The 23,458-nt window shown below is 46.4% G+C and carries 21 protein-coding genes; 6 read left to right on the top strand and 15 right to left on the bottom strand.

All coding sequences use genetic code 11. From position 1 onward, the window contains the following. Positions 1-18: 18 nt before the first annotated feature. Complete coding sequence (locus tag NL643_RS07130; RefSeq protein WP_253644168.1) at positions 19-504, bottom strand: sigma-70 family RNA polymerase sigma factor; 486 nt, start codon at positions 502-504, stop codon at positions 19-21. An 84-nt stretch (positions 505-588) separates the two neighbouring features. Further along, a complete protein-coding gene (locus tag NL643_RS07125) occupies positions 589-1,275 on the bottom strand; it encodes a DJ-1/PfpI family protein (protein WP_253644167.1) in 687 nt (228 codons plus the stop codon). A 126-nt stretch (positions 1,276-1,401) separates the two neighbouring features. Here NL643_RS07125 and NL643_RS07120 point away from each other — a divergent pair, with 126 nt between their 5' ends. Beyond that, a complete protein-coding gene (locus NL643_RS07120; protein WP_253644166.1) occupies positions 1,402-2,358 on the top strand; it encodes a LysR family transcriptional regulator in 957 nt (318 codons plus the stop codon). A gap of 127 nt (positions 2,359-2,485) precedes the next feature. Further along, positions 2,486-3,025, top strand: a complete 540-nt coding sequence (locus tag NL643_RS07115; protein ID WP_006740864.1) for a CAP domain-containing protein — start codon at positions 2,486-2,488, stop codon at positions 3,023-3,025. A gap of 77 nt (positions 3,026-3,102) precedes the next feature. Here the strand turns inward: NL643_RS07115 and NL643_RS07110 are convergent, their stop codons facing one another. The 4 genes from NL643_RS07110 to NL643_RS07095 all read right to left on the bottom strand — a co-directional run bounded on the left by NL643_RS07110 (position 3,103) and on the right by NL643_RS07095 (position 7,769). Then, positions 3,103-3,522, bottom strand: coding sequence for a VOC family protein (locus tag NL643_RS07110; RefSeq protein WP_025793617.1), 420 nt, complete (start codon positions 3,520-3,522; stop codon positions 3,103-3,105). A 1,201-nt stretch (positions 3,523-4,723) separates the two neighbouring features. Then, positions 4,724-6,292, bottom strand: a complete 1,569-nt coding sequence (gene ahpF, locus NL643_RS07105) for an alkyl hydroperoxide reductase subunit F (RefSeq protein ID WP_253644165.1) — start codon at positions 6,290-6,292, stop codon at positions 4,724-4,726. Between the two features lie 157 nt (positions 6,293-6,449). After that, on the bottom strand, positions 6,450-7,007 hold the full coding sequence (gene ahpC / locus NL643_RS07100) for an alkyl hydroperoxide reductase subunit C (RefSeq protein WP_005395542.1): 558 nt from the start codon (positions 7,005-7,007) through the stop codon (positions 6,450-6,452). Positions 7,008-7,310: 303 nt separating this feature from the next. Then, entirely contained in the window at positions 7,311-7,769 is a 459-nt protein-coding gene (locus NL643_RS07095; RefSeq protein WP_005395543.1) for a MarR family winged helix-turn-helix transcriptional regulator, read from the bottom strand. A gap of 137 nt (positions 7,770-7,906) precedes the next feature. Between NL643_RS07095 and NL643_RS07090 the strand changes: the two genes are divergently transcribed. Next, a complete protein-coding gene (locus tag NL643_RS07090) occupies positions 7,907-8,329 on the top strand; it encodes an organic hydroperoxide resistance protein (protein ID WP_042600226.1) in 423 nt (140 codons plus the stop codon). 59 nt (positions 8,330-8,388) lie between these two features. On the opposite strand, the gene NL643_RS07085 is transcribed toward NL643_RS07090, so the two are convergent. The 5 genes from NL643_RS07085 to NL643_RS07065 form a co-directional block, all read right to left on the bottom strand. Beyond that, positions 8,389-9,288: a GyrI-like domain-containing protein gene (locus NL643_RS07085; RefSeq protein WP_253644164.1), complete on the bottom strand. Its 900-nt coding sequence runs from the start codon at positions 9,286-9,288 to the stop codon at positions 8,389-8,391. 178 nt (positions 9,289-9,466) lie between these two features. Beyond that, positions 9,467-10,591, bottom strand: coding sequence for a lipocalin-like domain-containing protein (locus tag NL643_RS07080; protein WP_253644163.1), 1,125 nt, complete (start codon positions 10,589-10,591; stop codon positions 9,467-9,469). Beyond that, the gene (locus tag NL643_RS07075) at positions 10,591-13,116 is read right to left on the bottom strand and encodes an ABC transporter permease (RefSeq protein WP_253644162.1); all 2,526 of its coding nucleotides are present in this window, start codon (positions 13,114-13,116) and stop codon (positions 10,591-10,593) included. Before NL643_RS07075 ends, NL643_RS07080 begins: the two co-directional genes overlap by 1 nt. Continuing rightward, entirely contained in the window at positions 13,103-13,837 is a 735-nt protein-coding gene (locus NL643_RS07070) for an ABC transporter ATP-binding protein (protein WP_005395555.1), read from the bottom strand. Before NL643_RS07070 ends, NL643_RS07075 begins: the two co-directional genes overlap by 14 nt. A gap of 226 nt (positions 13,838-14,063) precedes the next feature. Next, the gene (locus NL643_RS07065; protein WP_005383498.1) at positions 14,064-14,309 is read right to left on the bottom strand and encodes a DUF3297 family protein; all 246 of its coding nucleotides are present in this window, start codon (positions 14,307-14,309) and stop codon (positions 14,064-14,066) included. A 304-nt stretch (positions 14,310-14,613) separates the two neighbouring features. On the opposite strand from NL643_RS07065, the gene NL643_RS07060 reads away from it, so the two are divergent. Both NL643_RS07060 and NL643_RS07055 read left to right on the top strand, forming a co-directional pair. Next, a complete protein-coding gene (locus NL643_RS07060) occupies positions 14,614-16,335 on the top strand; it encodes a glycosyltransferase family 39 protein (RefSeq protein WP_253644161.1) in 1,722 nt (573 codons plus the stop codon). 39 nt (positions 16,336-16,374) lie between these two features. Further along, positions 16,375-17,376, top strand: a complete 1,002-nt coding sequence (locus NL643_RS07055) for a glycosyltransferase family 2 protein (protein ID WP_225461415.1) — start codon at positions 16,375-16,377, stop codon at positions 17,374-17,376. A 20-nt stretch (positions 17,377-17,396) separates the two neighbouring features. On the opposite strand, the gene NL643_RS07050 is transcribed toward NL643_RS07055, so the two are convergent. From NL643_RS07050 to NL643_RS07040, 3 genes are all read right to left on the bottom strand, one after another. After that, positions 17,397-18,281, bottom strand: coding sequence for a hypothetical protein (locus tag NL643_RS07050; RefSeq protein WP_253644160.1), 885 nt, complete (start codon positions 18,279-18,281; stop codon positions 17,397-17,399). Beyond that, positions 18,271-18,915, bottom strand: coding sequence for a bifunctional 2-polyprenyl-6-hydroxyphenol methylase/3-demethylubiquinol 3-O-methyltransferase UbiG (locus NL643_RS07045; RefSeq protein WP_065646128.1), 645 nt, complete (start codon positions 18,913-18,915; stop codon positions 18,271-18,273). The genes NL643_RS07050 and NL643_RS07045 overlap by 11 nt, the downstream gene beginning before the upstream one ends. 152 nt (positions 18,916-19,067) lie before the next feature. Beyond that, positions 19,068-21,059: a U32 family peptidase gene (locus NL643_RS07040; RefSeq protein ID WP_253644159.1), complete on the bottom strand. Its 1,992-nt coding sequence runs from the start codon at positions 21,057-21,059 to the stop codon at positions 19,068-19,070. Positions 21,060-21,286: 227 nt separating this feature from the next. Here NL643_RS07040 and NL643_RS07035 point away from each other — a divergent pair, with 227 nt between their 5' ends. Continuing rightward, on the top strand, positions 21,287-21,733 hold the full coding sequence (locus tag NL643_RS07035) for a DUF302 domain-containing protein (protein ID WP_005383492.1): 447 nt from the start codon (positions 21,287-21,289) through the stop codon (positions 21,731-21,733). Positions 21,734-21,828: 95 nt separating this feature from the next. Here NL643_RS07035 and ptsG read toward each other — a convergent pair whose 3' ends face one another. After that, entirely contained in the window at positions 21,829-23,271 is a 1,443-nt protein-coding gene (gene ptsG / locus NL643_RS07030) for a glucose-specific PTS transporter subunit IIBC (protein ID WP_253644158.1), read from the bottom strand. Positions 23,272-23,458: the final 187 nt, after the last annotated feature.

The raw sequence follows: 23,458 nt of genomic DNA, 5'->3' as shown, positions 1-23,458 counted from the left end.
TTGACTACTTTTTGTGTCTTAATCGCGCTCCCTCTGCGCAATGATCTGATTGCGTGCTCTGAATAATCGAGTCGCCACGGTGTTGTGATTAAGCTCTAAGACTTGAGCAATTTCATTATGATTAAACCCGACTACGAGTTTTAAGATCAATGGCTCTCGGTATTTGGGTTCGAGAATCATCATTTGTTTTTTAAGCCAATCTTGTGCCATGTCGTGGTCACTGCCAGGGTAGGTTTTTGCCTGTATTACACACTCATCAATATCGACAAAATCGTACTGCTTTTTATCAAAGCGCCGAGCATTCTCACGACGCAAAATGGTGATGAGCCAAGGCTTCGCTGCATTGGGATCATTTAAGTTATCAAAGAATCGCCACGCTTTCAGGAAGGTGTCTTGCGCCAAATCTTGAGCAAGGTGATGATCTTTGCATAGCCAATATGCGAGACGATAGATATCTTGGTATCGCTCCTTCGTCAGTGCTTCGTATCGTTTGTGTTTTTCCATAGGATTAAGATCAGAAGTGTAGAGCTGAGTAGCAAGGTAACCTCTGAAGCTTCAAAGGTTACCTGCGGTTTCGTCCTTGCCCGCTTAAAATGGCTGGGTAGAAAAACGTGAGTATTGAAGGGCGTCTGCGACTTCTTGAGCTTTAGATTCTGAAGTCATGAGATGCAGCAATTTAAGGGCGGCTTGATAGCTAACTAGGCTGCCGTTTGAGGTGATGACACCATGATCAACAACAAAATTCTGGTCGACCTGTACATCAACTGCTGGATAGTCTTTTTGTAATCCGTTTTCACCTCCTGCCCACGTCGTCGCTTTCTTACCGTTTAACAGGCCAGCCTCGGCCAATAGATACGCACCAGAGCAATTACTTGCCATCCAATCTGCCGCCTTTGATGTGGTTTGAATAAAGTGAATGAGATCCTTGTTTTCGATTAGCGCATCCATGTCGTAGCTGGATGTTAAAACCAGCACGTCGAGTTCCGGCTGATCGCCAATCCAAGCATCCACACCAATTTTTAATCCCTCTTCAGTGGTGATGGTTTTCTGTTCAGAGACGGAAATAGTGACTACTTCATAATCGCTAAACCAAGTCAGACGACTTGCGACGCCAAAGACCTCTAAAGGCGCAGTAACATCAGAGGTCAGTACGCCGTCGTAAACCAGAATGCCAATGCGTTTATCCGCCGCATGTGCCGTTTGAAGCATCCCAAAGAATAGGACTAAGGTCGCTATCAATAGTTGTAGTGCATTCTTTAATCCATTTTTACCCATTGTTTTTTCCTCGCTAACAGAGCATCAAGTTATTGAGATTCATTATATTTGGGCTGATTGGTGATTGAAGAGCCACTTTGTCTTTACTAAAGTGAATAAAGTTCACGAATGGAGTGCACGAGTTTTATGGATAAGATACGGTCCCTACGATTTTTTATTGCCACTTTAGAAGGTGGCAGTTTTGCTGCGGCCGCCAAAGCGTATGGCACAGACCCTTCTACGGTTAGTAAGGCCATCCATCGTCTTGAAAGCGACTTGGGAATACAGCTTTTTCAACGTTCTACGCGACAGATCCGTCTGACAGAAGCCGGTCGTCGATACGCAAATACCGCTAGGTTTGTACTGGACGAACTGACGGCGTGTGAGGATTCATTGAAAAGCCACAATGATGCGCTTTCAGGACTGCTTAAGATTAATGTGCCGGTCTCCTACGGTCGCCTTTACATTCGCCCTTTATTAAAAGAGTTTTGTCGCCGCTACCCCAGTATCACTATCGATATTCATTACGATGACGCCTACGTTGATATTATTGAACAAGGGATTGATGTGTCGATTAGATCTGGTGTCGTTCAGGACCGCCAGTTGATTGTGCGCCAGCTGAGTCCTATCGATTTTATTATTTGTGGCAGTCAGGATTACTTAGCGCGCCATGGTGTTCCGAGTGGCCCGGATGTATTCAATGACCATTCTTGGGTTCGTTTTCGTTTTAAACAAACGGGGAAACTGTTGCCTATTCGGATGCCAGAACCAGACGGTGCAAGTGAGTATAACCCCGAGAGAAATTTTATCGTAAACGACGGCGAATCCATGGCAGAGCTTTGCGCAGAAGGCTTAGGGTTAACTCAGATCCCTCATTTTATCGCGAGAGACTGGCTTAAATCGGGGCGTTTAGTGCCGATATTTCCGAGTATGCGCCAAGCAGGAAATGGCGTGTATCTTCTCTATGCCAACCGGGAATATGTGCCTGCTCGAGTGAGGGTGTTCATCGATTTTATCACCCAAACGATACAGGATATGGATGAAACGCCATTCCATACGTGGGCTGAAACGTTGCCGATTTACCAACCGAACCAAGGCGACTGAAAACTTCATGTGAGTCTTTGGTTAAAACACTCCAAGCCATATGGTGCTTTTATGGGTTTTTGTTAGGTTATTGGGCGTTATTATCGACAAGCGCAGTTTGCTCTTCGTCACTCATAAAGGAAAGACAATGCCAACTAAGATCTTAGTGCCAGTTTTGGCTCTACTTCTCAGCGCATGTGGCGGCGACGGGGAGTCGTCAGCACCTGTAGACAGCGGCTCTCAAAACACAGGTTCCACATCGTCACAAGGCACATTTGCTGAGCAGATGCTCGCAGCGGTCAACAGTGCTCGCTCTACTACACAACAGTGTGGCGCAACCACCATGCCACCTGTTGGGGCCCTGACTTGGAGCTACGATTTGGAAAGCGCCGCTTATCGACATTCAAGCGACATGGCGAACAGCGATTTCATGAGTCATACAGGCTCTGACGGCAGCAATATGTCAGATCGAGTCAACGCAACGGGCTATGCTTGGAGCGCTATTGGTGAGAATGTCGCCGTAGGGCAAAGCTCCATTAACGCCGTCGTCAATGCTTGGCTATCGAGCGAAGGTCACTGCCTCAATATCATGAGTGCGGATTTTGATCAGATGGGCGCGTCGCTTGTCGAAAATCACTCGGCAAGCTACGGGTATTACTGGACTCAGGTTTTTGCCAAACAGCGCTAATGCGATAAAGAAACCTGATAGATAAACTAAAACGCCAGCAGTCACCATCTGCTGGCGTTTTATTATTTACGTCTCTTTTAGCTTGTCAGGTTACGAAGTTTTGGATCATCCGTCAGGTATTCAACGAATTCGATCTCAAAACCTGCAGGGTCAACAAAATATACATTCTTGCGATATGGCTCATCAGCCCCAGGTTGGGCAATCGGATAACCGGCATCGGTCAGTCTTTTTATGATGGCATCGACGTTGTTGGTCACATAAGCAAAATGCGCTAGCCCTACTTGGTGGCCGCCCAACTCGCGGTTCTCTCCTTCACCGTGGTCACTCATGGCAATGTATTGATACTCGTCGCCAAAATGTAGCCAGTTTCTTGGCTTACCACTCCATTCGCCTTTCCCCTCATCACGCACGTACCAATGTGGAAATGCAGTTTGATAAAACTTCAGCATTTCAGGGATGTTTTTCACGACTAAATTAATATGTTCTAGTTGGATCATGATGTGCTCCTTTTTGTCATTTCCTAGCCAACGATGAACATGCTAAAACCTCAAGTTAAGTCGAGGTAAAGGGCTTTTTTAAAATTTTTTAGGGTTGATATCTTTGGATCTTGATACATGGAGAGATTCGGTGGGGTGGTACTTTGAATCTGCGAGTTGGGTTAGGTGCTTGCAACCCTCTTTCATCTTTTGTTCGTGCTAATCATTTTCGAGCGAGTTTGTGGTGAGTAGATTCCCAGTCTCACCTAGGTTCGCGGGAATGACGTGAAGAGAGCGCTAAACGAACAGTCATTCTGAAGGAGCCTAAGCGAGTATTCAGAATCTATTTGCAGCGCGTTTCGATGCTGGTGGTGTGAATTGAATTATCCGCGATTGTAGAACTTGCCACCTTGAGCTCGGAGTGCTGAGATCTTTAGAGTTTGATACAAGCGAAGGTTAGGTGGGGTTGGTGGTTTGAGGTTGAGAGGGGGATTATGTTCAGAACCCTCTAACCGTTGATGCGTCACGTATATATGTGTGAATTTTTTTCGTTCAAGCTTGGACGTGAAGAGAGCGCTAAACGAATAGCGTCATTCTGAAGGAGCCTAAGCGAGTATTCAGAATCTATTTGCAGCGCGTTGTGATGCTAGTGGAGTGAACTGAATTATCCGTGACTGTAGAACTTGCCACCTTGAGCTCGGAGTGCTGAGATCTTTAGAGTTTGATACAAGCGAAGGTTAGGTGGGGTTGGTGGTTTGAGGCTGAGAGGAGGAGCATGTACATGAATTCTCTAACCGTTGATGCTTCACGTTTATGTGTGTGAATTTCTTTCGTTCAAGCTTACTGTGAGTAGATTCCCAGTCTCACCTAGGTTCGCGGGAATGACGCGAAGAGAGCGCTACACGAACAGCGTCATTCTGAAGGAGCCTAAGCGAGTATTCAGAATCTATTTGCAGCGCGTTTTGATGCTGGTGGTGTGAATTGAATTATCCGTGACTGTAGAACTTGCCACCTTAAGCACGGAGTGCTGGGGGATGTACTTACACCCCTCCCCAAAAACCAAAAAAGCCAGCAGTTAATAGTTAATATCTGCTGGCAAAGTCTTTGGGCTTTTAGGTTTTTTGATTTTATTTCTTGTTACTCATCGCTGTCACGGTGCCCCGATTGGTTTTCCGGGGAAGAAAACACCGCACCGTGCGCTTTGTGCTCAAGAAATTGGAGATTAACCTTGCTTACGGATTAGGTAGTCAAACGCGCCTAAGCTTGCTTTTGCACCTTCACCCATCGCAATGATGATCTGTTTGTAAGGAACCGTCGTTGCGTCACCCGCTGCGAAGACACCTTCTAGGCTGGTTTCACCACGGCTACCAACTTCAATTTCGCCGCGCTCAGAAAGCGCTACTTCTGAATCTTTCAGCCATTCTGTGTTTGGTACTAGACCGATTTGGACAAAGATACCTGACAGTTCAATTTCTTTGATTTCATCTGTGTTGCGGTCTTTGTACTTCAAGCTTGTTACGCGAGTACCGTCACCCACAACTTCAGTAGTTTGCGCCATCGTGATGATGTCTACGTTTGGTAGTGAGTTCGCTTTGTCGATAAGCACTTGGTCTGCGCGAAGTACGTCTGCGAATTCAAGAACCGTTACGTGTTCTACGATACCAGCAAGGTCGATAGCTGCTTCGATGCCTGAGTTACCACCACCGATAACCGCAGTTTTCTTACCTTTGAACAGTGGACCGTCACAGTGAGGGCAGTACGCGACACCTTTGTTGCGGTACTCTTGCTCGCCCGGAACGTTCATTTCACGCCAGCGTGCACCAGGGCTTAGGATGACACTCTTACTTTTCAGCGTTGCGCCGCTTTCAAGTTGGATATGAATCAAGCCATCTTCTGTGTGTGCTGCACCCATTAGCTTCTCTGCTTGTTGCTCAGTCACGACGTCTACGTCGTATTCTTTTAGGTGTTCGGCTAGGTCAGTTGCCAGTTTTGGACCTTCAGTACGTTTTACCGAGATAAAGTTCTCGATTGCCATGGTGTCCATCACCTGACCACCGAAGCGTTTAGCGACAACGCCAGTGCGAATACCTTTACGCGCTGCGTATAGTGCTGCTGCACTACCACCAGGGCCACCGCCGACAACTAGCACGTCGTATGGGTCTTTTTCGCTCAGTGCTTTGGCTGCTTTCTCGCTCGCGCCGTCATCAACTTTGTTTAGGATTTCAGTTAGAGACATACGGCCTTGACCGAATAGCTCTCCGTTCACGAATACGCTTGGTACGGCCATGATTTCGCGTTGTTTCACTTCATCTTGGAAGAGTGCACCGTCGATCATGGTTGCTTTCACTTTCGGGTTGATCGCCGCCATCATGTTGAACGCTTGAACAACGTCTGGACAGTTTTGGCACGACAGTGAAATGAACACTTCAACATCCAATTCTTTATCTAGCGCTGCGATTTGTTCAATCACTTCCGCCTCTAGTTTGATTGGGTGACCACCAGAGTGCAGCAATGCCAATACCAGAGAGGTAAATTCGTGACCCATTGGTAGGCCAGCAAAGCGAAGTGCTGTGCCTTTTACTGGGTTGGTCACCGTCATCACTGGTTTACGTGCGCTTGCGTTGTCGTCACGTTCAACGGTGATAAAGTCGCTCATCTCTGCGATTTGGTTCGCCAGAGACAGAATGTCATTCGATGCTTTGCTTTCATCTAGACTAACCACTAGACGAACGTCTTCTTTTACATTAGCCAGATATTGTTTGAGTTGTTGTTGGATCGCTTGGTCTAACATAGTTGTTGTTACCTTAAATAAACAAAAGAGTGGTTACTCTGGATAAAATCAGTAGGGAGAGAGCAAACCAGGCAGAAGGTCGTCAAGGTATCTAACCTGGAATGCTCTCTAAGTTAAGCGTCAATTAGCATGTCAAATTGAGCTTAAATTCAGTGGCTTAGATTTTGCCTACTAGGTCTAGAGAAGGAGCTAGCGTCTCTTCGCCTTCTTTCCATTTTGCTGGGCAAACTTCGCCTGGGTGTGCTGCTACGTACTGAGCTGCTTTCACTTTGCGTAGTAGGTCTTCTGCGTCACGACCGATACCTTCAGCAGTGATTTCCATTGCTTGGATAGTACCTTCTGGGTCGATTAGGAACGTTGCACGGTCTGCAAGACCTTGACCTTCACGCATCACACCGAAGTTGTTTGTGATGTTGCCTGTTTGGTCGCCAAGCATGTAGTACTGGATCTTGCCGATTGTTTCTGAGCTATCGTGCCAAGCTTTGTGAGTGAAGTGTGTGTCTGTTGATACTGAGTACACTTCAACGCCGCGTTTTTGTAGCTCTTCGTAGTGGTCTGCTAGGTCACCTAGTTCTGTCGGACATACGAATGTGAAGTCTGCTGGGTAGAAGAAGAATACAGCCCATTTGCCTAGAACATCTTGTTCTGTTACTTCAACGAATTCGCCGTTTTTGTATGCTGTAGCTGCAAATGGTTTGATCTTTGTATTAATCATTTTTACTTTCCTCAGAATGTTTTAGGGTGAGCAGTTCTTGCTTTCGGAAAGTATATTCGCATTGGAACGTGTTTAAGGAAAATCGCTTGTAACTATCCTATTGATAGTCATTTCCTATCTTTCTTAATAGGGAAAACCGATGTAAGTGAGTTTGCTTTGATAGGCTTTATTGAAGATGAAGGCCGAGTGGTAATAGAGAATACCGATGATGACCTTTAAGAGATCGTCTGGCTAAGATCGAAAGAACCTGCATTTCGGCAGGCTCTTTCTAATAAGAAGTGGAGAAGCTGATGCTTTTATTTTTTAGTTCAGATTGTCGAGCACCTTGCCGCACAACTTCTTCAGCATGATCATTTCATCCAGCTCTAACGTGATTTTACACATCATGGCGTTTGGCACTGACTTGGCTTGCTCTTTGAGGTCACGACCTTGCTCTGTAAGGTTGAGTACGCGTACGCGCTCATCGGTGTCACTGCGACCACGTTCTACATAGCCTTTTGTTTCTAATCGTTTAAGCAGCGGTGTGAGCGTGCCTGAATCCAAATGCAGTTGCGAGCCCAGTTCTTTAACACTGGCACCGTCTTTCTCCCACAACACCATCATCACTAAGTATTGCGAATAAGTCAGATCAAGCTCGTCCAGCAACGGGCGGTAAGCTCGGATCACCGCATTTGCTGCACTATAGAGCGGGAAGCAAACTTGGTTTTCGAGTAAGAGTTTATCGTCGTTGGTCATGGTGTTGTCGGTGTAACACTGGCTCATTGGCGTTGCCTACCTGCTCACAGAGAAAGAGAGTAACAAAATAAATTGTGCACAATATAGTTGCAAACGATCTTTACTTCGATATAAGATTGCAGGCAATTAAATTGTGCGCAACCTAAATTAAGAAGGACAATCGCATGACTACTCTATACAAAACTCAAGCTACTGCTTTGGCTGGTCGTAATGGTCAAGTAAAAACAGATGACGGTCTTCTCGATCTAGAGCTGTCATACCCGAAGGAAATGGGCGGCACAGGTGCAGCAACTAACCCTGAGCAGCTTTTCGCAGCGGGCTATTCAGCATGTTTTTCTAACGCGATTCTGCACGTAGCACGTGAAGGTAAAGTAAACCTGAAAAGTGCACCCGTAACAGCGCAAGTGGGCATTGGTCCGAACGATAACGGCGGCTTTGCACTAACAGTGAGCTTAGCGGTAGAGCTAGATATGCCACAAGAACAAGCATTAGAGCTAACGCGCATTGCACACCAAGTTTGCCCATACTCAAACGCCGTTCGTGGCAATATTGATGTTGCTGTTACAGTAAACGGCGAAGCGATCTAATCGATTTAGACATTATTTCTAATAGAAGGAAAGCCTGCGAACGTGCAGGCTTTTTTCGATTATTTGATGGCAGTGCAGAAGCTGACGTCTGCATGGTGCGTTTGTGGATCGTAGCTATGATAAAGTTCGAAGCAAGGTCGACAGTCGTTTTCAATACCAGATTCAACCACTTTGCTCATCAAATCATCCCATGCTTTAGGGTATTGGCTGAATTCGGTAATTTGCTGGCGCATCACCGCATATTGACCGCCGGGGAAGTCTTGCAGCTCAATGCCTTTTGGTACTTCGGTATCTTCTGGCACCATTAGACAGATGTCAGTACGACACTTCTCGTCTGGCGTGATTTCTGGGTTATCGTGATAAATGAAGATACAGGTATTGCCCGCCAAACCTTTCATTCCTGCCCATTGATACAAGCGACCTGATGGCTCTTCATAGCCTTTGCCGTAAGGGCCGTTTACGCGAATGTAAGCCAGTTTTGCTTTATCAAAGTTTTGCGTTTCCATATTGTTGCTCCATGTTGTGAGTTCAGAGTCAGTATATGAATCGCTTAGGGCTCGTTCGTTTCCATTCTTGCGCAGTGCGTGTCCAATCTTGCTGTTTCGCGCTAGTTCAGAAAATTGCTGGTAGTTTTTACAGTCGCGAAAGGCGGTTGGTGTTACGCCATAATTCTGCTTAAACGCTTTAGCTAGGCTTTGCGAACTAGAAAAACCGTACTCTAACGCGATGTTCAGCACTGGTTGCTTTGATTTGAAAAGATCGTCTGCTGCCGCCTCTAGCCGTAAACGTCGAATGAAGTCGGCCAATGTTTCGCCTTGTACCGCCTTGAAGGTACGGTGAAAGTGATAGGGAGAGAGGTTGGCTAGCGCTGCCACTTCGAGCAAATTGAGAGGAGCGTTAAAGTGCTGTTCCAGATAGCGAATAACAGGAACGAGTCGTTGGTGATAATCGACACGCATGAGAGGGGCCACCCTTATTTGATTTGCTCAAAGCGTACCGCAATGAAGCAAGGATTCAAGGCTAGTATCGAATAAATGCGTCGTAGTCATTTATTTCTGATTGTGATGCATTCTGTTGCGGGTAGGAGATGGTTCTTAAGATGGCTTCTCAATGGTAATTGAAATCCGTTCAGAGCGCTTAATATCCCGTCAGCTCCATATAACCAGTCCCAGAATGAGAGCCCTCAATACGCACTGGGCCTTCCCAATAAGGCACAGAAAGCGGCATTTTCGCGTTCGGGTTGAGAGCAGAAACGGTAAGCTCAATTTGCTGATTTGGAATCGACACTTGCCACTGGATTGGATACTTTCGCCCTTGGATTTCTGTTTGCTTGGTTGCCTCTAACTGAATGTCTTTTTGTGAGATAGCGATGCCAGAGCCATCTTGCTGCATCAGTCTTGCGTTGGAGTAACTGGCTGCTCCGGTTTTGGAATCCCGCAACTGGAACACCACCAAGCTGGTCTCGTCACTCAATCTTAGGGCAAACCAGTCCCAGCCTTGTTGTGAGTCGAGTAAGAATTGCGAGCTCCACTCTCGGTCTATCCAACCTTTGCCGGATACTTGATGGTTTTTGCCGTCGATCGTGACTTCACCGGAGACTTCAATAAACGGTTGGCTGTAGTAATACGAAGCCACCTGACCATCGGCGCTTTTGGTGCTGTACCCTTGCTCGCCTTGCTTTTGATAAGGCACGTGGCTGGTAAGCGTCAGCGAATAGCCAAACTGTTCGGAGTTCGCCTTCAATGTGGCAGGGAAGAGGTCGGTGGTTGAAGAGGTCCACTGCCAATCATCGAGGTAAACGCGAAATGGTGAGGTGTCGACGCCAGCGAGAGAGGCTTGAGCGCGTGACCATTTTTCATCGGCGTAGTGTTTGTCGGTTGTCGTGACTGCGCTGTGCGCCATGTAGATTTGCTGAGTTTGCCATTCGGTTTTCTTCACGTCATCTTCGCCCGTTGGTGGCGCAGCAGCAAAGCGAAATTGTGTCCATTGAACGCCAAGTGGGTTGCCGTCTTCATCAATTAAGTTAGCGGTTAAGTACCACCATTCATGACGAAAATTCGGGTGCGCTTGATGATCGGTAGGAAAGGTGAGTTCAACCCCTTTTTCTACGGGTGTGAATAGGTTGCTCTCGCTTTGTGTTTCTCCACTGCCCAGCAACGTACCCATATTTTGCGTGCCCATATTTTTTTGTTGGGCATCTTCACAACCGAACAGGAACAGACTGCTTATGAGTAGAGTAAGTTTGCTTGCTAATCGAACCATCACAACACCTCGCTTTGCAAACTGGACACGACAGGCTTACTGACCAATCGCCACAGCGGAATCAAGGTTGCGATCACCGCTACCAAGATGGTGATCGCCGCGATGCTGAGGGCATCACTCCAATTCCACAGATAATTTAAGCTCCAACCAAAAGCGCGTAAGGTGACGATGTCTGTTAGTACATAACCCACCATAGCGCCGAGAGGCAGGGCGATAACCAGAGTAAAACTGACCAAAGCGACGATCTGTCCGACTACCATGGTCATTAATTTTCGACGGCTGACGCCAAGGGCATACAGCCTTGCAATGGCGGCTTTGCGCGCGTCGAGCAACATGAAGCACGCACTGAACAAACCAATAACCGCGACCATCAAAGTCACGCCGTTGAGTGCGCGCGTAATGGCGAAGGTCTGCGAGAATATATCCAACGCGATGGATTTGATTTGCGCCTGATCGTAGAGCTGACTTGGATGCAGATTCAGTTGCTCGCGCAGTTGGTCGTAGACGATTTGTGGGTCCCCCGAGACTTTTATGCCAAGGCTTGTTGGCAGGTCGGTAAATCCGCTCTCTTTCCATAACTTTGGTGCTAATAACACTTCACCATTGGGTGAGCCGTAATCGTGGAATATCGCACCCACAAGCAGGTTCTTATTTGGAATGGCATCAAGCTTAAGTTCGCTACCCAGTGATAAACCCAGTTTGACCGCAGTAGGTTCACTGATGGCGACCAGTTCACCTCGGTAAAAGCGTTGCCAGAAGTTCTCCAAGTGCGATTTGAACACCATGGTTTGTTCTAAGGTGTCTTTGTCTTTTGTGCCAAGCAAAATCGGTAACCCTTGCAGGTTATCGTCGACGTAGTATTGCTTGTAGACGGTCTCAACCTTGTCGAACTGTCCTAATGCGCGCTCTACATCTGCGATTTCTCCTTGCGCAGGGCTGACGTAAATATCGGCGTGTAGCCTTTGTTCTAACCACTGTTTTAAGGTGGACTCAAAGCTACCAACTAAGGTATTCATCCCCATATTGGCTGTAACGGCGAGTAGCAGTGCCATCATAGCGAGAGAAAGCGGAGAAATCAGCTCACGCAGCTCTGCAAACAGATACTGCATCAAACCGGAAGTGGTGCGCTTTTCACACCAATTGGCTAATACGCTGAGTGTTTTGGGTAGATACAAAGGAATCGACACCACAAGCACGCCAAGCCACGCCATGGTAAATCGGTGATGCTCACTCAGCCATAACCCTGCGAGTGCGAGAGCCGTCAACGCAATACCTATCACGAACAATTGGTTTTCGTTAGAAGCTTCAGGTGCTTGATAAAATCCGCCATGAGAAGAGAGCGGTTGGCGCACTCGTTGTTTAAAGTGCTGCCAACACGCCAACAGGGTTGCGGCTAGCGTGAGCAGCAGGGCTTGCACCCACCATTGCCACTGCCAAGTGCCGGGCAGTAGTGTCGCGCCGTAAAGTTGTTCTAAAGTCAGTGCTACGGTCGGATGTAGCCAATGGCTAAGCTGCATGCCCAACACAAAACCGAGGGAAGCGCCGATGGTAACGAGGATAGTGAGTTCAACTAACAGCGCAGAGAACACAATGCTCGGCGCAACACCTGCTTGTTGAATTTGGACTAACAGCCGATTGCGTTTAAGCAAGCTGTACTTAACGCCGTTGTAAGCAATGAAAAGCCCGACTAAAAAGGCGAGTAAGCTCATTGCCGTGAGATTGAGGTGAAAGCTGTCGGTCAGCGAGCCAAGGTCTGTACTTTGGTTATTGGAAATCCATTGCCCTTGCTCACCAATGATGCTTTGCCAATTTGCTTGCGTGTCTTTATTCCCTTTATCACCCGAATGGAAAACTGCAATATAACTGAGCTGTCCTTGTTTATTGAGCAGTTGCTGAGCAAAGCCAATGTCCATCAACATTCGGCTGCCCAATTGCCAATCATCGGGTAATACCACCACTTGGGTTGGAATGTCGTCTAAAGTTAGGGTTTCTACCTCTCCTAAGTTTTGATGTTGAGATTGGCTCATCATCACGATCGGCTTGCCAGCCAAAAGCTCTGGTAAAGGTAAAGCACTGTTGAACAAAGACACGTTTTGTTGGTTTTCTGATGACTTTCCGTTTGCAGAATACCGAGAACGTGAAGAGATGGCGGCAATCAACTCGCTACCTTGTACTGACCAGCGACGCCCTTGTTCGTCTCTCACTCTCCCTTCGATTATAGGTAGCGCTGCACTGAGTCCGTTTTGTCTAAGGGTGAAGTAGAGCGATTCGGGCAGATAGTTTTGCCCTGCTGGTGGAATAATTAAGTTCTGAGCTTGTGCGCTAAGCTGCTCGGTAGACTCCGCATAACTGCGCTTGGCATTGAGGTTGATGGCTTGCACCGCAACAAACAAGGTCACAGCCAGTACGATACCGATCAGAATCGCAGCGGCTTGCAGCGGCGATTGTCGATAATGTGCCGCAAACAGATTCAGGGCGAGTCGAGTATGCGTGAATCTGGTGTTTGGTTGCTTAGCTTGCTTCATGATGTTGCTCATTTACATCGCGCTGATTTTGCGTCAGTCCGCTTTGCAAACGACCATCCTTCAAACGCCCATCTTTTAAACGTAATTGGGTTTGCATGAACTCGGCACACTCAGGGCTGTGGGTCACCAAGAGCACAGCGGTATTGCCTTGGGTGGTGATTTCACTGAGTAGTTTCATCACTTCTAAGCCCGCTTTTTGGTCAAGGTTGCCTGTGGGTTCATCGGCAAGCAGGAGTTTGGGTTTGTGGGCAAGTGCACGGGCAATCGCGACGCGTTGTTGTTGACCGCCTGAAAGAGCAGAAACATGCCTGTCGAGAAGCTGGCTGATGCCTAACGTTTCGACCAGATAATCGCACCAGTCATTCCATTTCTGTTGATTCAAATTGAGAGGAAAGGCGATGTTTTTCTTTACGTTAAGAGGTGTTAAGAGGTTGAATTGCTGGAAGATAACGCCGAGCTTTTGATGGCGGAAGCGGCTCCATTGTGGGTCTTTCCAAGCCGCTGCGTTGTCGCCGTCTAGCCACAACTCACCACCGGAAAGTGGTTCAAAGCCAGCGATGATATTGAGTAAAGTACTTTTGCCGCTACCACTTGCCCCCGTCAGTGCGACACTCGCTCCTGAATTCAGGGTGAAATCGACGCCTTCCAACACGCGATGTGTCTCTTTACCATCGACAAAGCTTTTACTCGCATGTTTAAGTGTGACAAGTGGGCTTTCCATTTCCTCTCCCTGTATTCAAAAGGTGTCGTTTCTTTTGGCAATGGTTATTACAGTAAGTTCTATAGAAACTTTAGCCAACAATCAGATAAAAACAGCGATTTACATCGATTTCTTAATAACTTGTACTGAATAGAGGAGGGAATAGATTAATCGAGAAAGGGATATAACAAGCATTAAAAAAGCCCGAGTCAAACTCGAGCTTTCAAAGAAATTCAGCTTGGTCAGCTTATACGTAGTACGCTTCAACTTCGCCTTTAAGTTTGATCAGCATTGGGTTACCAAAACGGTCTTTTGCTTTAGGAGAAGCAATTTTCACCCAACCTTCGCTCACGCAGTATTCTTCTACGTCTGTGCGCTCTTTGCCGTTAAAACGGATACCGATTTGGTGATCGAAACATTCTTTGATGAAGAATGGGCTACGTGGGTTACCTGCTAGGCGATCTGGTAGAGCTGGTTTAGCTGTATCTGTCATGTTTGTGACCTAAATTCCGTAAAAAGTGCGCCATTGTAGTCAGTGCACAGTGAGTGTTCAAGATATGTTGAGAGACTTAATACTAAAGCCTTTTGAAATAATGCAAAGTTTCCCGCTTTCAAAGTGTGGAATAAAAACACGGTCTCGTTGCTCAACGGTGTTTTGCTCTCGAAACTTCTCCTGCCACCCCTTATTTGGTTTTGAATCATGACTATACTCATTACTGGCAGTTCTAACCTTATTCATACAACTTAATGTCTCAGAGCATGCCACTAGTCGAGAAACGATTAACAAGGAAGGGTGAATGGAGACTGTTGAACAGGTTAATAAACGTCATTTATCGGATAGATATACTACCTCTAGCACTTCTATTTTTCTTTGTATTCTAATCGTAGTAGCTGTAATCGCTCGGTTTTTTGTTGCGTTTAATTACGAAGTAAATTGGGACGAGTTTTATTACCTATCTTTTGTGCATCGGTTTATTAACGGCGAGGTGATTAATAGTTTCCAAACCTTTCACATTCACTTCTTTACTTGGCTGAGTGGTGTATCAGATAACGATGTTGACCAGATCATTGTGGCGAGAGTCGTTATGGTGTTCTTTCAATTACTCACGGGATTTTATCTATACAAGTTATGTCGATTGTACAGCAGCAAATCGGCGGCACTTTTTGCGGTGCTTGCCTATTTTTCTTTTGTTTATAATGTTCGTATGGGGGCCAGTTTTCGTACTGATCCTATCGCGACATGTATGATCATGGCGGCGCTGTATTATGTGTTTAGTACAACATTTTCTTGGCGTGTATCCATTCTTGCTGGTGTCCTTACGGCTGTCGCCTTGCTCGTCACTTTAAAGACCGCTCTGTATATCCCGACTTTTATAGGCATAGTTTTAACCTCGCTTTATTGGTCGCGAAATCGTAAGCGTTATTTTAGGCAAGTTCTCATGTATGGAGTCGCAATACTGGTTGCCTTTGCGATGCTATACAGTTGGCATTACTTCTCTATACATGGAGCGAGTTCGGTTGGTGATGCAGGAACGATGTTCGGTGCTGCGGATAAGACACTAAACCAGCGCGAGCTTTTTCCTCGATTGTTTTACTTTGTTCATTCAGTTTCGACGAACTCATGGTATTGGTTAGCTCTTTTCATTGGTATTGGTACTGCTGTTTATGCGTGTTTTTCGCAAAAGCTATTAAGCCGTGAGTCATCGATTAAGTTTTTGTGCCTAAGTTTATTACTCTTCACTTTGCTCTTTTATCGCAACGCTTTCCCATACTATTACGCTTTTATGCTTGCTCCAGTGAGTGCTTTGTTTGCTGTGGCTTGGGTTGGTATCCAGAATTTCACTAACGCAAGAGTTGCACAATTTTTTAATTTTATTGTTCCCTGCTTGTTTGCGGTATCCATTGTGGTGAATGGTTTTGTTTTACCGATAAAAAGCAACTTGGCCTACCAGCGTCAGTTTCTTGATGAAGTACATAAAATCTTTCCTCAGCCTGTTGCTTATATTGATCGATGCTCCATGGTTCCGACTTTTTCAAAACAAGGTTTTTTCATGAGTACGTGGGGTTACGAAGATTATATTGCGAGAAACATCCCCGTTATTCGCAATGCTATAGAGCAAGACAATCCGGCTTTTGTACTGGTTAATTCGCACTATTTAGATGTGTTTGGCCCTGAAAAAACCGATAAAGGGCTATTAAGGCTAGATATTCAAGCGTTAAGGCAGAACTACATTCATCATTGGTCGCACCTGTATGTTGCAGGAAAGACGTTTGAATTGACGCCCAACTCTCTTAATCGGGAAGTTATGGTCAACATCGAGGGCCTATATACGCTTGAAGCTAGCAATAGTCTTATGATTAATGGCAAGGTTTGGTTGGCAGGTCAAGCTCGATACTTGGCGCGGGGTGTCTATGAATTAGCGTCGAAAGAGCCAGGTAAAGTCGTTCTGCGTTGGGGAGATAACCTGTACCGACCTCGCAATCTTGAAGAGAAACAGAGGTTATTTACCGGCTTCTAATACGCACAGTAATGTTGATTCAGAACATGAGGAGCAAGCATGAAGTTAATTGTTCAAATTCCGTGCTTTAACGAAGCGGACAATATTGCTGATGTTATTCGCTCAATACCAAAGCGCGTTGATGGTATCGCTAAGATAGAGATTCTAATCATCGATGATGGTTCTACGGATGGTACTTCAGAAGTCGCACGCAAGTGTGGTGTTGAGCACATTATTACTAACCAGGGCAATAAGGGGCTTGCTTACTCATTTCGAAGAGGGATTGAGGAGTGCCTTCGTCTTCATGCTGATATCATTGTGAACACCGATGGCGATAATCAATATAATGGGGCCGATATTCCGCACTTGGTTAAGCCTATTATCGAGCACAAAGCAGAAATTGTTGTTGGTGACCGAGGAGGGTATAGCAATACACATTTCTCTGTATTTAAACGATGTTTACAAGTGTCGGGGAGCTTTATTATTGCCAAAGCGACGGGATTGGATGTTAAAGATGCTGTGAGTGGTTTTCGCGCAATATCGAGAAGTGCGGCACAACAACTTAATATCGTATCGGATTTTAGCTACACAATAGAAATGTTGATTCAAGCAAGTGCAAAAAGGATTGGTGTGGTTTCGGTGCCAATCCGAACTAATGAAAAAACGCGAGAGTCCCGTCTGTTTAAGAGCATTCCGCAGTTTCTAAAAATGTCGCTCTCTACTTTGGTCAGGGTTTATACCATGTACCGACCTCTGCAAGTGTTTTTGTTTATTGGCTCTGTGGCGATGATTTGCGGTGTGATTCCCATTATGCGATTCCTGTATTTCTTTTTAAATGGAGCGGGAGATGGTCATATTCAGTCATTGGTCTTGGGATCAACGCTACTTATCTTGGGTTTCATCACTTTGTTGATGGGGTTGGTGGCCGATCTAATAGGGTTCAATCGAAAGCTGACCGAAAAAGTATTGCACCGAATTGAGGTACTGGAAGAAAAGCTGGAGCATCAGGAAAAGTCGCCCACTTATCAGTTTGAAGCCAAGCGAAAACGATCTGGAGAGTAATAGCGAGTTACCTCGATACTTTAAAGAAGTGAGTTATTTGATACGGCTTGCTTAGGCCTAAATAGACTCGAGATAGCGAAGAACAACATATCTCCTAGAACCGTGACGATTCTGGAAATAAGGACGGCAACTAAGAGTGTATCTTCAATACTCGGCGAATCTAGGAGTGTGATTAACACAGCCTCTCGGACACCCAACCCCGCAGGAGAGCCTGGGGTGGCAAACCCTATTAACCATGCGATGATGAAGTAACAAGATGTTTGTAAAAATGTCTCTAAAGTTGGAGTTAGACTGTCGTTTAGCGTAAAAAATATGAGTGAGAAAATACCGCCCGATACCAAAAAAAAGCAGAGATACAGCCCACAAGCTTTTAGGTAATTGCGACTGGCTATCAAGCTTAATATTGATCCGGTGATCACGATAAGTCCAGCGAATAAAGTCATCTCGTACCCCATTAAATTAGGGAAGTACTCATTCAGCAGAAAGACGCCAAACGAACCAGCCGCAATGCCCATCAACCCTATTTCCCATAAGGTCGATTTCAGTAATACATTATTTTTAATTCCGTGTTGCACGCCAATTACTTGTCGGCTAGCGAATTGGAAAATGTTTCCAGGTAAGTACTTAGCAATTTGAGACCCGCCAAACATCCAAATGGCAGTTGATGCAGACAGAGTATATTCACTGTTCGCGACTAAAAGTCGCCACGCCATAGAAAGAATATAATTGCCCAAAGCGTAGAGACCTATACAAAAAACAAATGCCAGATAGGAGTAAGAGGGAATATCCTGAATATTTAGTTGCTGCGAGTATGTAGAGAGCTTGATTAATACAAAGGCGATGGAAAAAATAGTAATGGTTCGCCCAACCCAGCGTAATATGAATTTACTCTTATTATGTTTCATGATTCACACGCTGGCATAAAACCATGGTCCAAGGAATGGGAGAGCGTACTTCGAGAATCTCAAAGTGTTGATTGAGCAAAGTCAGAAAGGCATTCTTGGACCAGTGTTGGATATGTCCGGGAGTATTGCCCCAACTGTTTAAATATTTACCTCTTGCCATGTTTAACGCACACCACAACGGCTCTCTTGGCACACTAAAAATGTAATAGTCAGTATCGAGCTCTTGCAATGTTGCTAGTGCTTGCTCGGGATGCTCCAGGTGTTCCAAGACCTCACAACAAACAACAAGGTCAGCAGAATCAGTCTTTCTAGCAACGTCATACACACTTTTTTGTTCAAACAAAATGTCTTCCAAGTTGTGTGCTTGGGCATTGTCTCTTGCTAGTTGAATCACTTGTTGGGAGAAGTCACTCCCTTTCACACGGATCCCTTGTTGATGCCATTTAAGTGCCCAGACTCCTTCTCCGCAGCCGATCTCGTGTATCGACTTTGGTGTGACCATATCGACCAGTTGCGATAAATGATGATCGAAATTGCTCATCATTTTTCTGGCGATGGGGTTCTGAGTATTGTATTTGTCGTAATAGTTTCCGACAGGGATCCCCTGCTCTTCGATACCTTTAGATATTTTCATGGCGTACTCAAATAAATTATCTCAAATGGCCAGGAAGTTCTTCTATTGATGAACTATGTTCTTCAGCCAACCATCTGACTTACAAAGCGTTACGCTTCCCTCTAGTAGAGTGTAGGATAATTTATTGCTTTGTTTGCCTCGTTAGAAAAATTCTACAACCCCTTTAAATACTGCGCGTTGGCTGTTGGTTGAATCATGGCATTCAGCGTTTGGACGGTTTGTTCGCTGTGTTCTTCAAGTAGAGCTAAGAACGCGTCAATTAACTCAGGTTTGCTTGCTGAGACTGTCGTTTCGGTCTGGATATCACGCAGATCGATCAACACATCGGTAAACAATTGCGGCAGATCGTGCAGCACTTGCAGGTTTAAGACGTTGTGCTCGCTGTAGATTGAATTGTGGCTGCCTTTCTGTTTTTGCACCACGTAAGGATTGTCTTTTAAGTTGATGATAGACGTACGTTTATCACAGCGTTTCAAACAACCTTTGTTGACCTTAATCTTGCGGCATCCTTCGGTTTGTTGGAACAAACATTGGCGGCTCGTGAGTAGGGTATTTGGATGATAAATGCTGTAGAAGCAGCGCATGTTTTGCGGGCGCTTTATATGGCGCATCTGCTTCATATTCAGCTCGTTAGAAATAAACGCGCCACTTGCCGCGAACTCGTCTTGAAGGCATTTAAACGCGTATGAGTTCACCGTGTTCATTTGTGGGCCTGCCACCCAGCCTAAGCCGAGCTCTTTTGCGATCATGCCGACGCCTGAGTTGTTGGTGATCAACAACTCAGGTTGGATGGTTTCCAAAAATACGCGCGCGGCTTGGTAGTCTTCGTCAATCAAAATGGCAGGAAACCAAGGTTTGAGCATTGGGTTGGCTTGGAACAACTCCATCATCGCGCTCAGTTCACCAGACAACCCCATTGGCAATTGATAGTAAACATCAATGTCTTGGTATTCGCACAGCATGGCTTCTTGTGCTGACGAGATCAGAACCGATAGTTTTGGCGCACCTTGGCGAGGTTCTGGTTGAGGTAACGCTGGCAGAGTTGGCACATCAATCGACCCTTTCAAGCTGCTGCCTGATACTTGTGTCGAAGCGACATCGAACGACTTGGTTTGCTCTGCCACTTTCTCAATGATCGCGGTTTTGTCGTCGTAGAGTTTCTTTTTCACCGCTTGCACATCATCAGCAGACTGGCATTGATAAACCTTCGAAAAATGCTTTACAGCGTGGTCGCGCGGGTTGTCGATGTACATCGCCTTGCCGAAATCACCTTGCAAAAATGCGTTGGAGAAATCACGGTTGAACACCGTGTATAACTCGGTGGTGTCTTCAGAGAGTTCCAAACCCTCGCACAAGCGATCGATTTGCTGACGCCAATTATCGACCACGGTATAGACGTAGTGCGATTTCTTGATTCGTCCTTCCACTTTTAATGAATACACGCCAGCATCGGCAAGCGCTTTCAAGTCCCCAAAGGCGGAGTTGTCTTTCATATTGAGTGGGTAGTTGTTGCCCGTTTTGGTCGTTTCGTACTGTTCGCGACAAGGTTGACTGCAGCGTCCACGGTTACCTGATGTACCATTGCGAGCGGAACTGATATAGCAAATTCCGGAGAATCCGATGCAGTATGAGCCGTGGACAAACACTTCCATCATTACGTTGTGCTCGCGACCAAATTGCGCCAGATGTTTTATTTCATCGATGTTAAGTTCGCGAGATAAGTTTACTCGGCTTGCGGTGAGCTGGTTGAGAAAGAGGATCTGGCCTTCGTTATGCGTATTTAGTTGCGTTGAAGCGTGCACATCCACATCGGGAAAGTGATGTTTGAGAATGTAGGCCAGACCGAGATCTTGCACGATCACGCCATCGATTTTGGTGGTGTTCAGTTGGCTGAGTAAGCGAACAATCGCCGGAATTTCACTTTCTAAAATCAGCACATTCAACGTTAGGAAAATCTTACAGCTGTGCTGGTGGGCTAACGTTAACACGCCATTTAAGTTATCCAAGGTGAGGTTGGTCGCTCGGTTACGAGCATTAAAGCGGTCGAGCCCACAGTAAATTGCATCGGCGCCAGCGGCAATGGCGGCTTTGATGGAATCTAAATCACCACCGGGTGCTAATAACTCAAATTGATCGCGTGTCACTACTTTTCTCTTTCTTACTAAAATAGGCGGCAAATGTTACGTATTTCACGCTTTTGATGCTCAGCTAGTTAACGCTTTATTAATCTGAATCAATTAATCCGTGTTACACGGTCGACTCTTGAGTAGGTAGAGTGCAATTCGCGATAGCGGAATCTGACTTCTATAGTTTTCCTACACTTGGTTTTTCTATATCTAGTTTTCGACTCAGAGAGAGGAAGGGACGACAAATGAAAAAAGTAATCATCGGGTTGGTCGTGGCGTTGACGTCATTGAGTGCGTTAGCTGGTGAGGGTGTGGTAACCGTTGCGAGCACGCATTCAGCAAAAGATACGGCGGATAAATTTGTCGCTATCGCGCAAGAAAAAGGGTTGAACGTCTTTGCGCGCATTAACCATCAAGAGAATGCCACGAAAGTCGATATGACGTTGCGACCAACCGAAGTTATCGTGTTTGGAAACCCTAAAGTGGGCACACCACTGATGATCTGTGCGCAGGAAGTGGCGCTCGATTTACCCCAAAAAGTGTTGGTGTATGAAGATGCAGAAGGCAAAACGTGGTTAGCTTACAACGATCCGATGTATTTAAAACAGCGCCATCATATTGAAGGCTGCGACGAGGTATTGAATAAAATCAGCGGCGTGCTGGGCAATTTAACCAACGCGGCGGCGAAGTAGGGCTGGTTATTGGCTTCGCTTTTTTTACCCCAAAAACGAAAAAGCCAACCTCACAAGGAGGTTGGCAAATCTTACCTAGATTGGGGGAGGTAAGATCAGGAGGTGGCGAGTACGCTGTGCACTTCTGACTTAATTGAGTCAGACTGCGTACCGAAAATCGCCTGTAAACTGTCGCCAATCACTAACACATCTCGCGCGCCGAGCGCTTTTAGCTTAGCAACATCAACGTTGGCAATGTCTTTTACCGAGACACGCAGACGGGTGATACACGCATCGACTGACTTAATATTGGCTTTGCCGCCCAATGCAGCGACTACATCCACCGCAATTTCATCAGGTTGTCCGGCAATCTTCACTTCTGCAATCTCGGTTTCACGGCCCGGCGTTTTCAGATCCAACTTCACAATTAGGAAGCGGAACAAGCCGTAGTACAGCGTCGCCCAGATTGGACCGATGATGATGAACATCCACGCGTTGGTCGACATTGGGTAGTAAAGGAAGAACTGAATCGCACCGTGCGCAAAGTCCGTACTGTGTTTGATTTCCAAAAATGCGGTGATCGCAAACGCAATACCGGTGAGGAAAATATGGATTACGTACAGCACTGGCGCGACGAATAGGAAAGTAAATTCGATTGGCTCAGTGATACCAGTTAACCACGAGGTCAACGCCGCAGACATCATCAAACCGCCGACGATTTTCTTGCGCTCTGGAGACGCGCAGTGGTAAATCGCCAGTGCCGCTGCGGGTAGCGCCCACATGGAGTACATAAAGCCACCAGACAGATATCCTGCGGTTTTATCGCCCGCGAAGAAGCGAGTGAGCTCACCGGTAAACTCTTTGCCGGTTTCTGGGTCTACATAGCTGCCAACTTCAAAGAAGAACGGCGCATTCCAGATGTGGTGCAAACCAACCGGGAGTAAAGAACGTTCGCCTGCGCCGTAAACTGCCCACGCGAGTACAGGGTTTTGGTACGCTGCCCAATGAGAGAATGCATCAAGAAGTTGTCCGACAGGTGGCCATGCAAACGCGAGAATCGCACCAACGACGATCGCCGATAGACCGGTGACAATGGGCACAAATCGCTTACCCGCGAAGAAGCCCAAATATTCCGGCAGTTTGATGTTGTAGAAGCGGTTGTACATGATTGCTGCGACCGCACCGATAAAGATGCCGCCAAACACCCCGGTTTGCAGCGTCTCAACGCCCATGATGGTGGCGTCAGTTTCTAAGCCGCGCAAGCCAGTCACGATACCGAGCGATGCGTTCATAATAATTAGGCCAACTAAGCCAGCGAGCGCAGCCGCACCGTCATTGCCTTTTGATAACCCGAGCGCTACACCGACCGCAAACATCAACTGCATGTTGCCGAACACGCCTTCACCGGCGGCGAGCATCACTTTGTTGACCGCGTCTGGAATAAACGCAAAGCCCGCGTTACCAATACCCAGCATCAAGCCAGCCACCGGTAACACCGCCACAGGCAGCATCAACGACCGCCCTATTTTTTGTAGTTGTCCAAATATACTTGCAAACATGGTTTCCTCCTGACGAATGCCAGTGTTGTAGGACCTGATTCCTTCAGGTCATGTTGTTTCACGTAAGGTCAGGATGATCATAGCGAGCAAGGCGGCGCCTAAGGTTACAAAAGGCAATCAGTTTGTAAGTGGCCGCTTACAAATCTCTTACACCGAGAAGTGAAAATTGCAATCGGCTCGATTGTGA

It is taken from the genome of Vibrio sp. Y42_MX_L11 (assembly GCF_024181785.1).
GTDB classification, from domain to species: domain Bacteria; phylum Pseudomonadota; class Gammaproteobacteria; order Enterobacterales; family Vibrionaceae; genus Vibrio; species Vibrio diabolicus.
This window is presented reverse-complemented; position numbering and strand designations above follow the sequence as displayed.

What these genes read in the sequence shown, in the direction of transcription:
- NL643_RS07130 (WP_253644168.1), bottom strand. Translation starts at nt 504, where the DNA reads ATGGAAAAACACAAACGATACGAAGCACTGACGAAGGAGCGATACCAA.
- NL643_RS07075 (WP_253644162.1), bottom strand. Translation starts at nt 13,116, where the DNA reads ATGAAGCAAGCTAAGCAACCAAACACCAGATTCACGCATACTCGACTC.
- ptsG (WP_253644158.1), bottom strand. Translation starts at nt 23,271, where the DNA reads ATGTTTGCAAGTATATTTGGACAACTACAAAAAATAGGGCGGTCGTTG.
- NL643_RS07055 (WP_225461415.1), top strand. Translation starts at nt 16,375, where the DNA reads ATGAAGTTAATTGTTCAAATTCCGTGCTTTAACGAAGCGGACAATATT.
- ahpC (WP_005395542.1), bottom strand. Translation starts at nt 7,007, where the DNA reads ATGATTAATACAAAGATCAAACCATTTGCAGCTACAGCATACAAAAAC.
- NL643_RS07110 (WP_025793617.1), bottom strand. Translation starts at nt 3,522, where the DNA reads ATGATCCAACTAGAACATATTAATTTAGTCGTGAAAAACATCCCTGAA.
- NL643_RS07085 (WP_253644164.1), bottom strand. Translation starts at nt 9,288, where the DNA reads ATGCGTGTCGATTATCACCAACGACTCGTTCCTGTTATTCGCTATCTG.
- NL643_RS07120 (WP_253644166.1), top strand. Translation starts at nt 1,402, where the DNA reads ATGGATAAGATACGGTCCCTACGATTTTTTATTGCCACTTTAGAAGGT.
- NL643_RS07125 (WP_253644167.1), bottom strand. Translation starts at nt 1,275, where the DNA reads ATGGGTAAAAATGGATTAAAGAATGCACTACAACTATTGATAGCGACC.
- NL643_RS07060 (WP_253644161.1), top strand. Translation starts at nt 14,614, where the DNA reads ATGGAGACTGTTGAACAGGTTAATAAACGTCATTTATCGGATAGATAT.
- NL643_RS07095 (WP_005395543.1), bottom strand. Translation starts at nt 7,769, where the DNA reads ATGAGCCAGTGTTACACCGACAACACCATGACCAACGACGATAAACTC.
- NL643_RS07115 (WP_006740864.1), top strand. Translation starts at nt 2,486, where the DNA reads ATGCCAACTAAGATCTTAGTGCCAGTTTTGGCTCTACTTCTCAGCGCA.
- NL643_RS07050 (WP_253644160.1), bottom strand. Translation starts at nt 18,281, where the DNA reads ATGAAACATAATAAGAGTAAATTCATATTACGCTGGGTTGGGCGAACC.
- NL643_RS07090 (WP_042600226.1), top strand. Translation starts at nt 7,907, where the DNA reads ATGACTACTCTATACAAAACTCAAGCTACTGCTTTGGCTGGTCGTAAT.
- NL643_RS07045 (WP_065646128.1), bottom strand. Translation starts at nt 18,915, where the DNA reads ATGAAAATATCTAAAGGTATCGAAGAGCAGGGGATCCCTGTCGGAAAC.
- NL643_RS07065 (WP_005383498.1), bottom strand. Translation starts at nt 14,309, where the DNA reads ATGACAGATACAGCTAAACCAGCTCTACCAGATCGCCTAGCAGGTAAC.
- NL643_RS07035 (WP_005383492.1), top strand. Translation starts at nt 21,287, where the DNA reads ATGAAAAAAGTAATCATCGGGTTGGTCGTGGCGTTGACGTCATTGAGT.
- NL643_RS07070 (WP_005395555.1), bottom strand. Translation starts at nt 13,837, where the DNA reads ATGGAAAGCCCACTTGTCACACTTAAACATGCGAGTAAAAGCTTTGTC.
- NL643_RS07080 (WP_253644163.1), bottom strand. Translation starts at nt 10,591, where the DNA reads ATGGTTCGATTAGCAAGCAAACTTACTCTACTCATAAGCAGTCTGTTC.
- ahpF (WP_253644165.1), bottom strand. Translation starts at nt 6,292, where the DNA reads ATGTTAGACCAAGCGATCCAACAACAACTCAAACAATATCTGGCTAAT.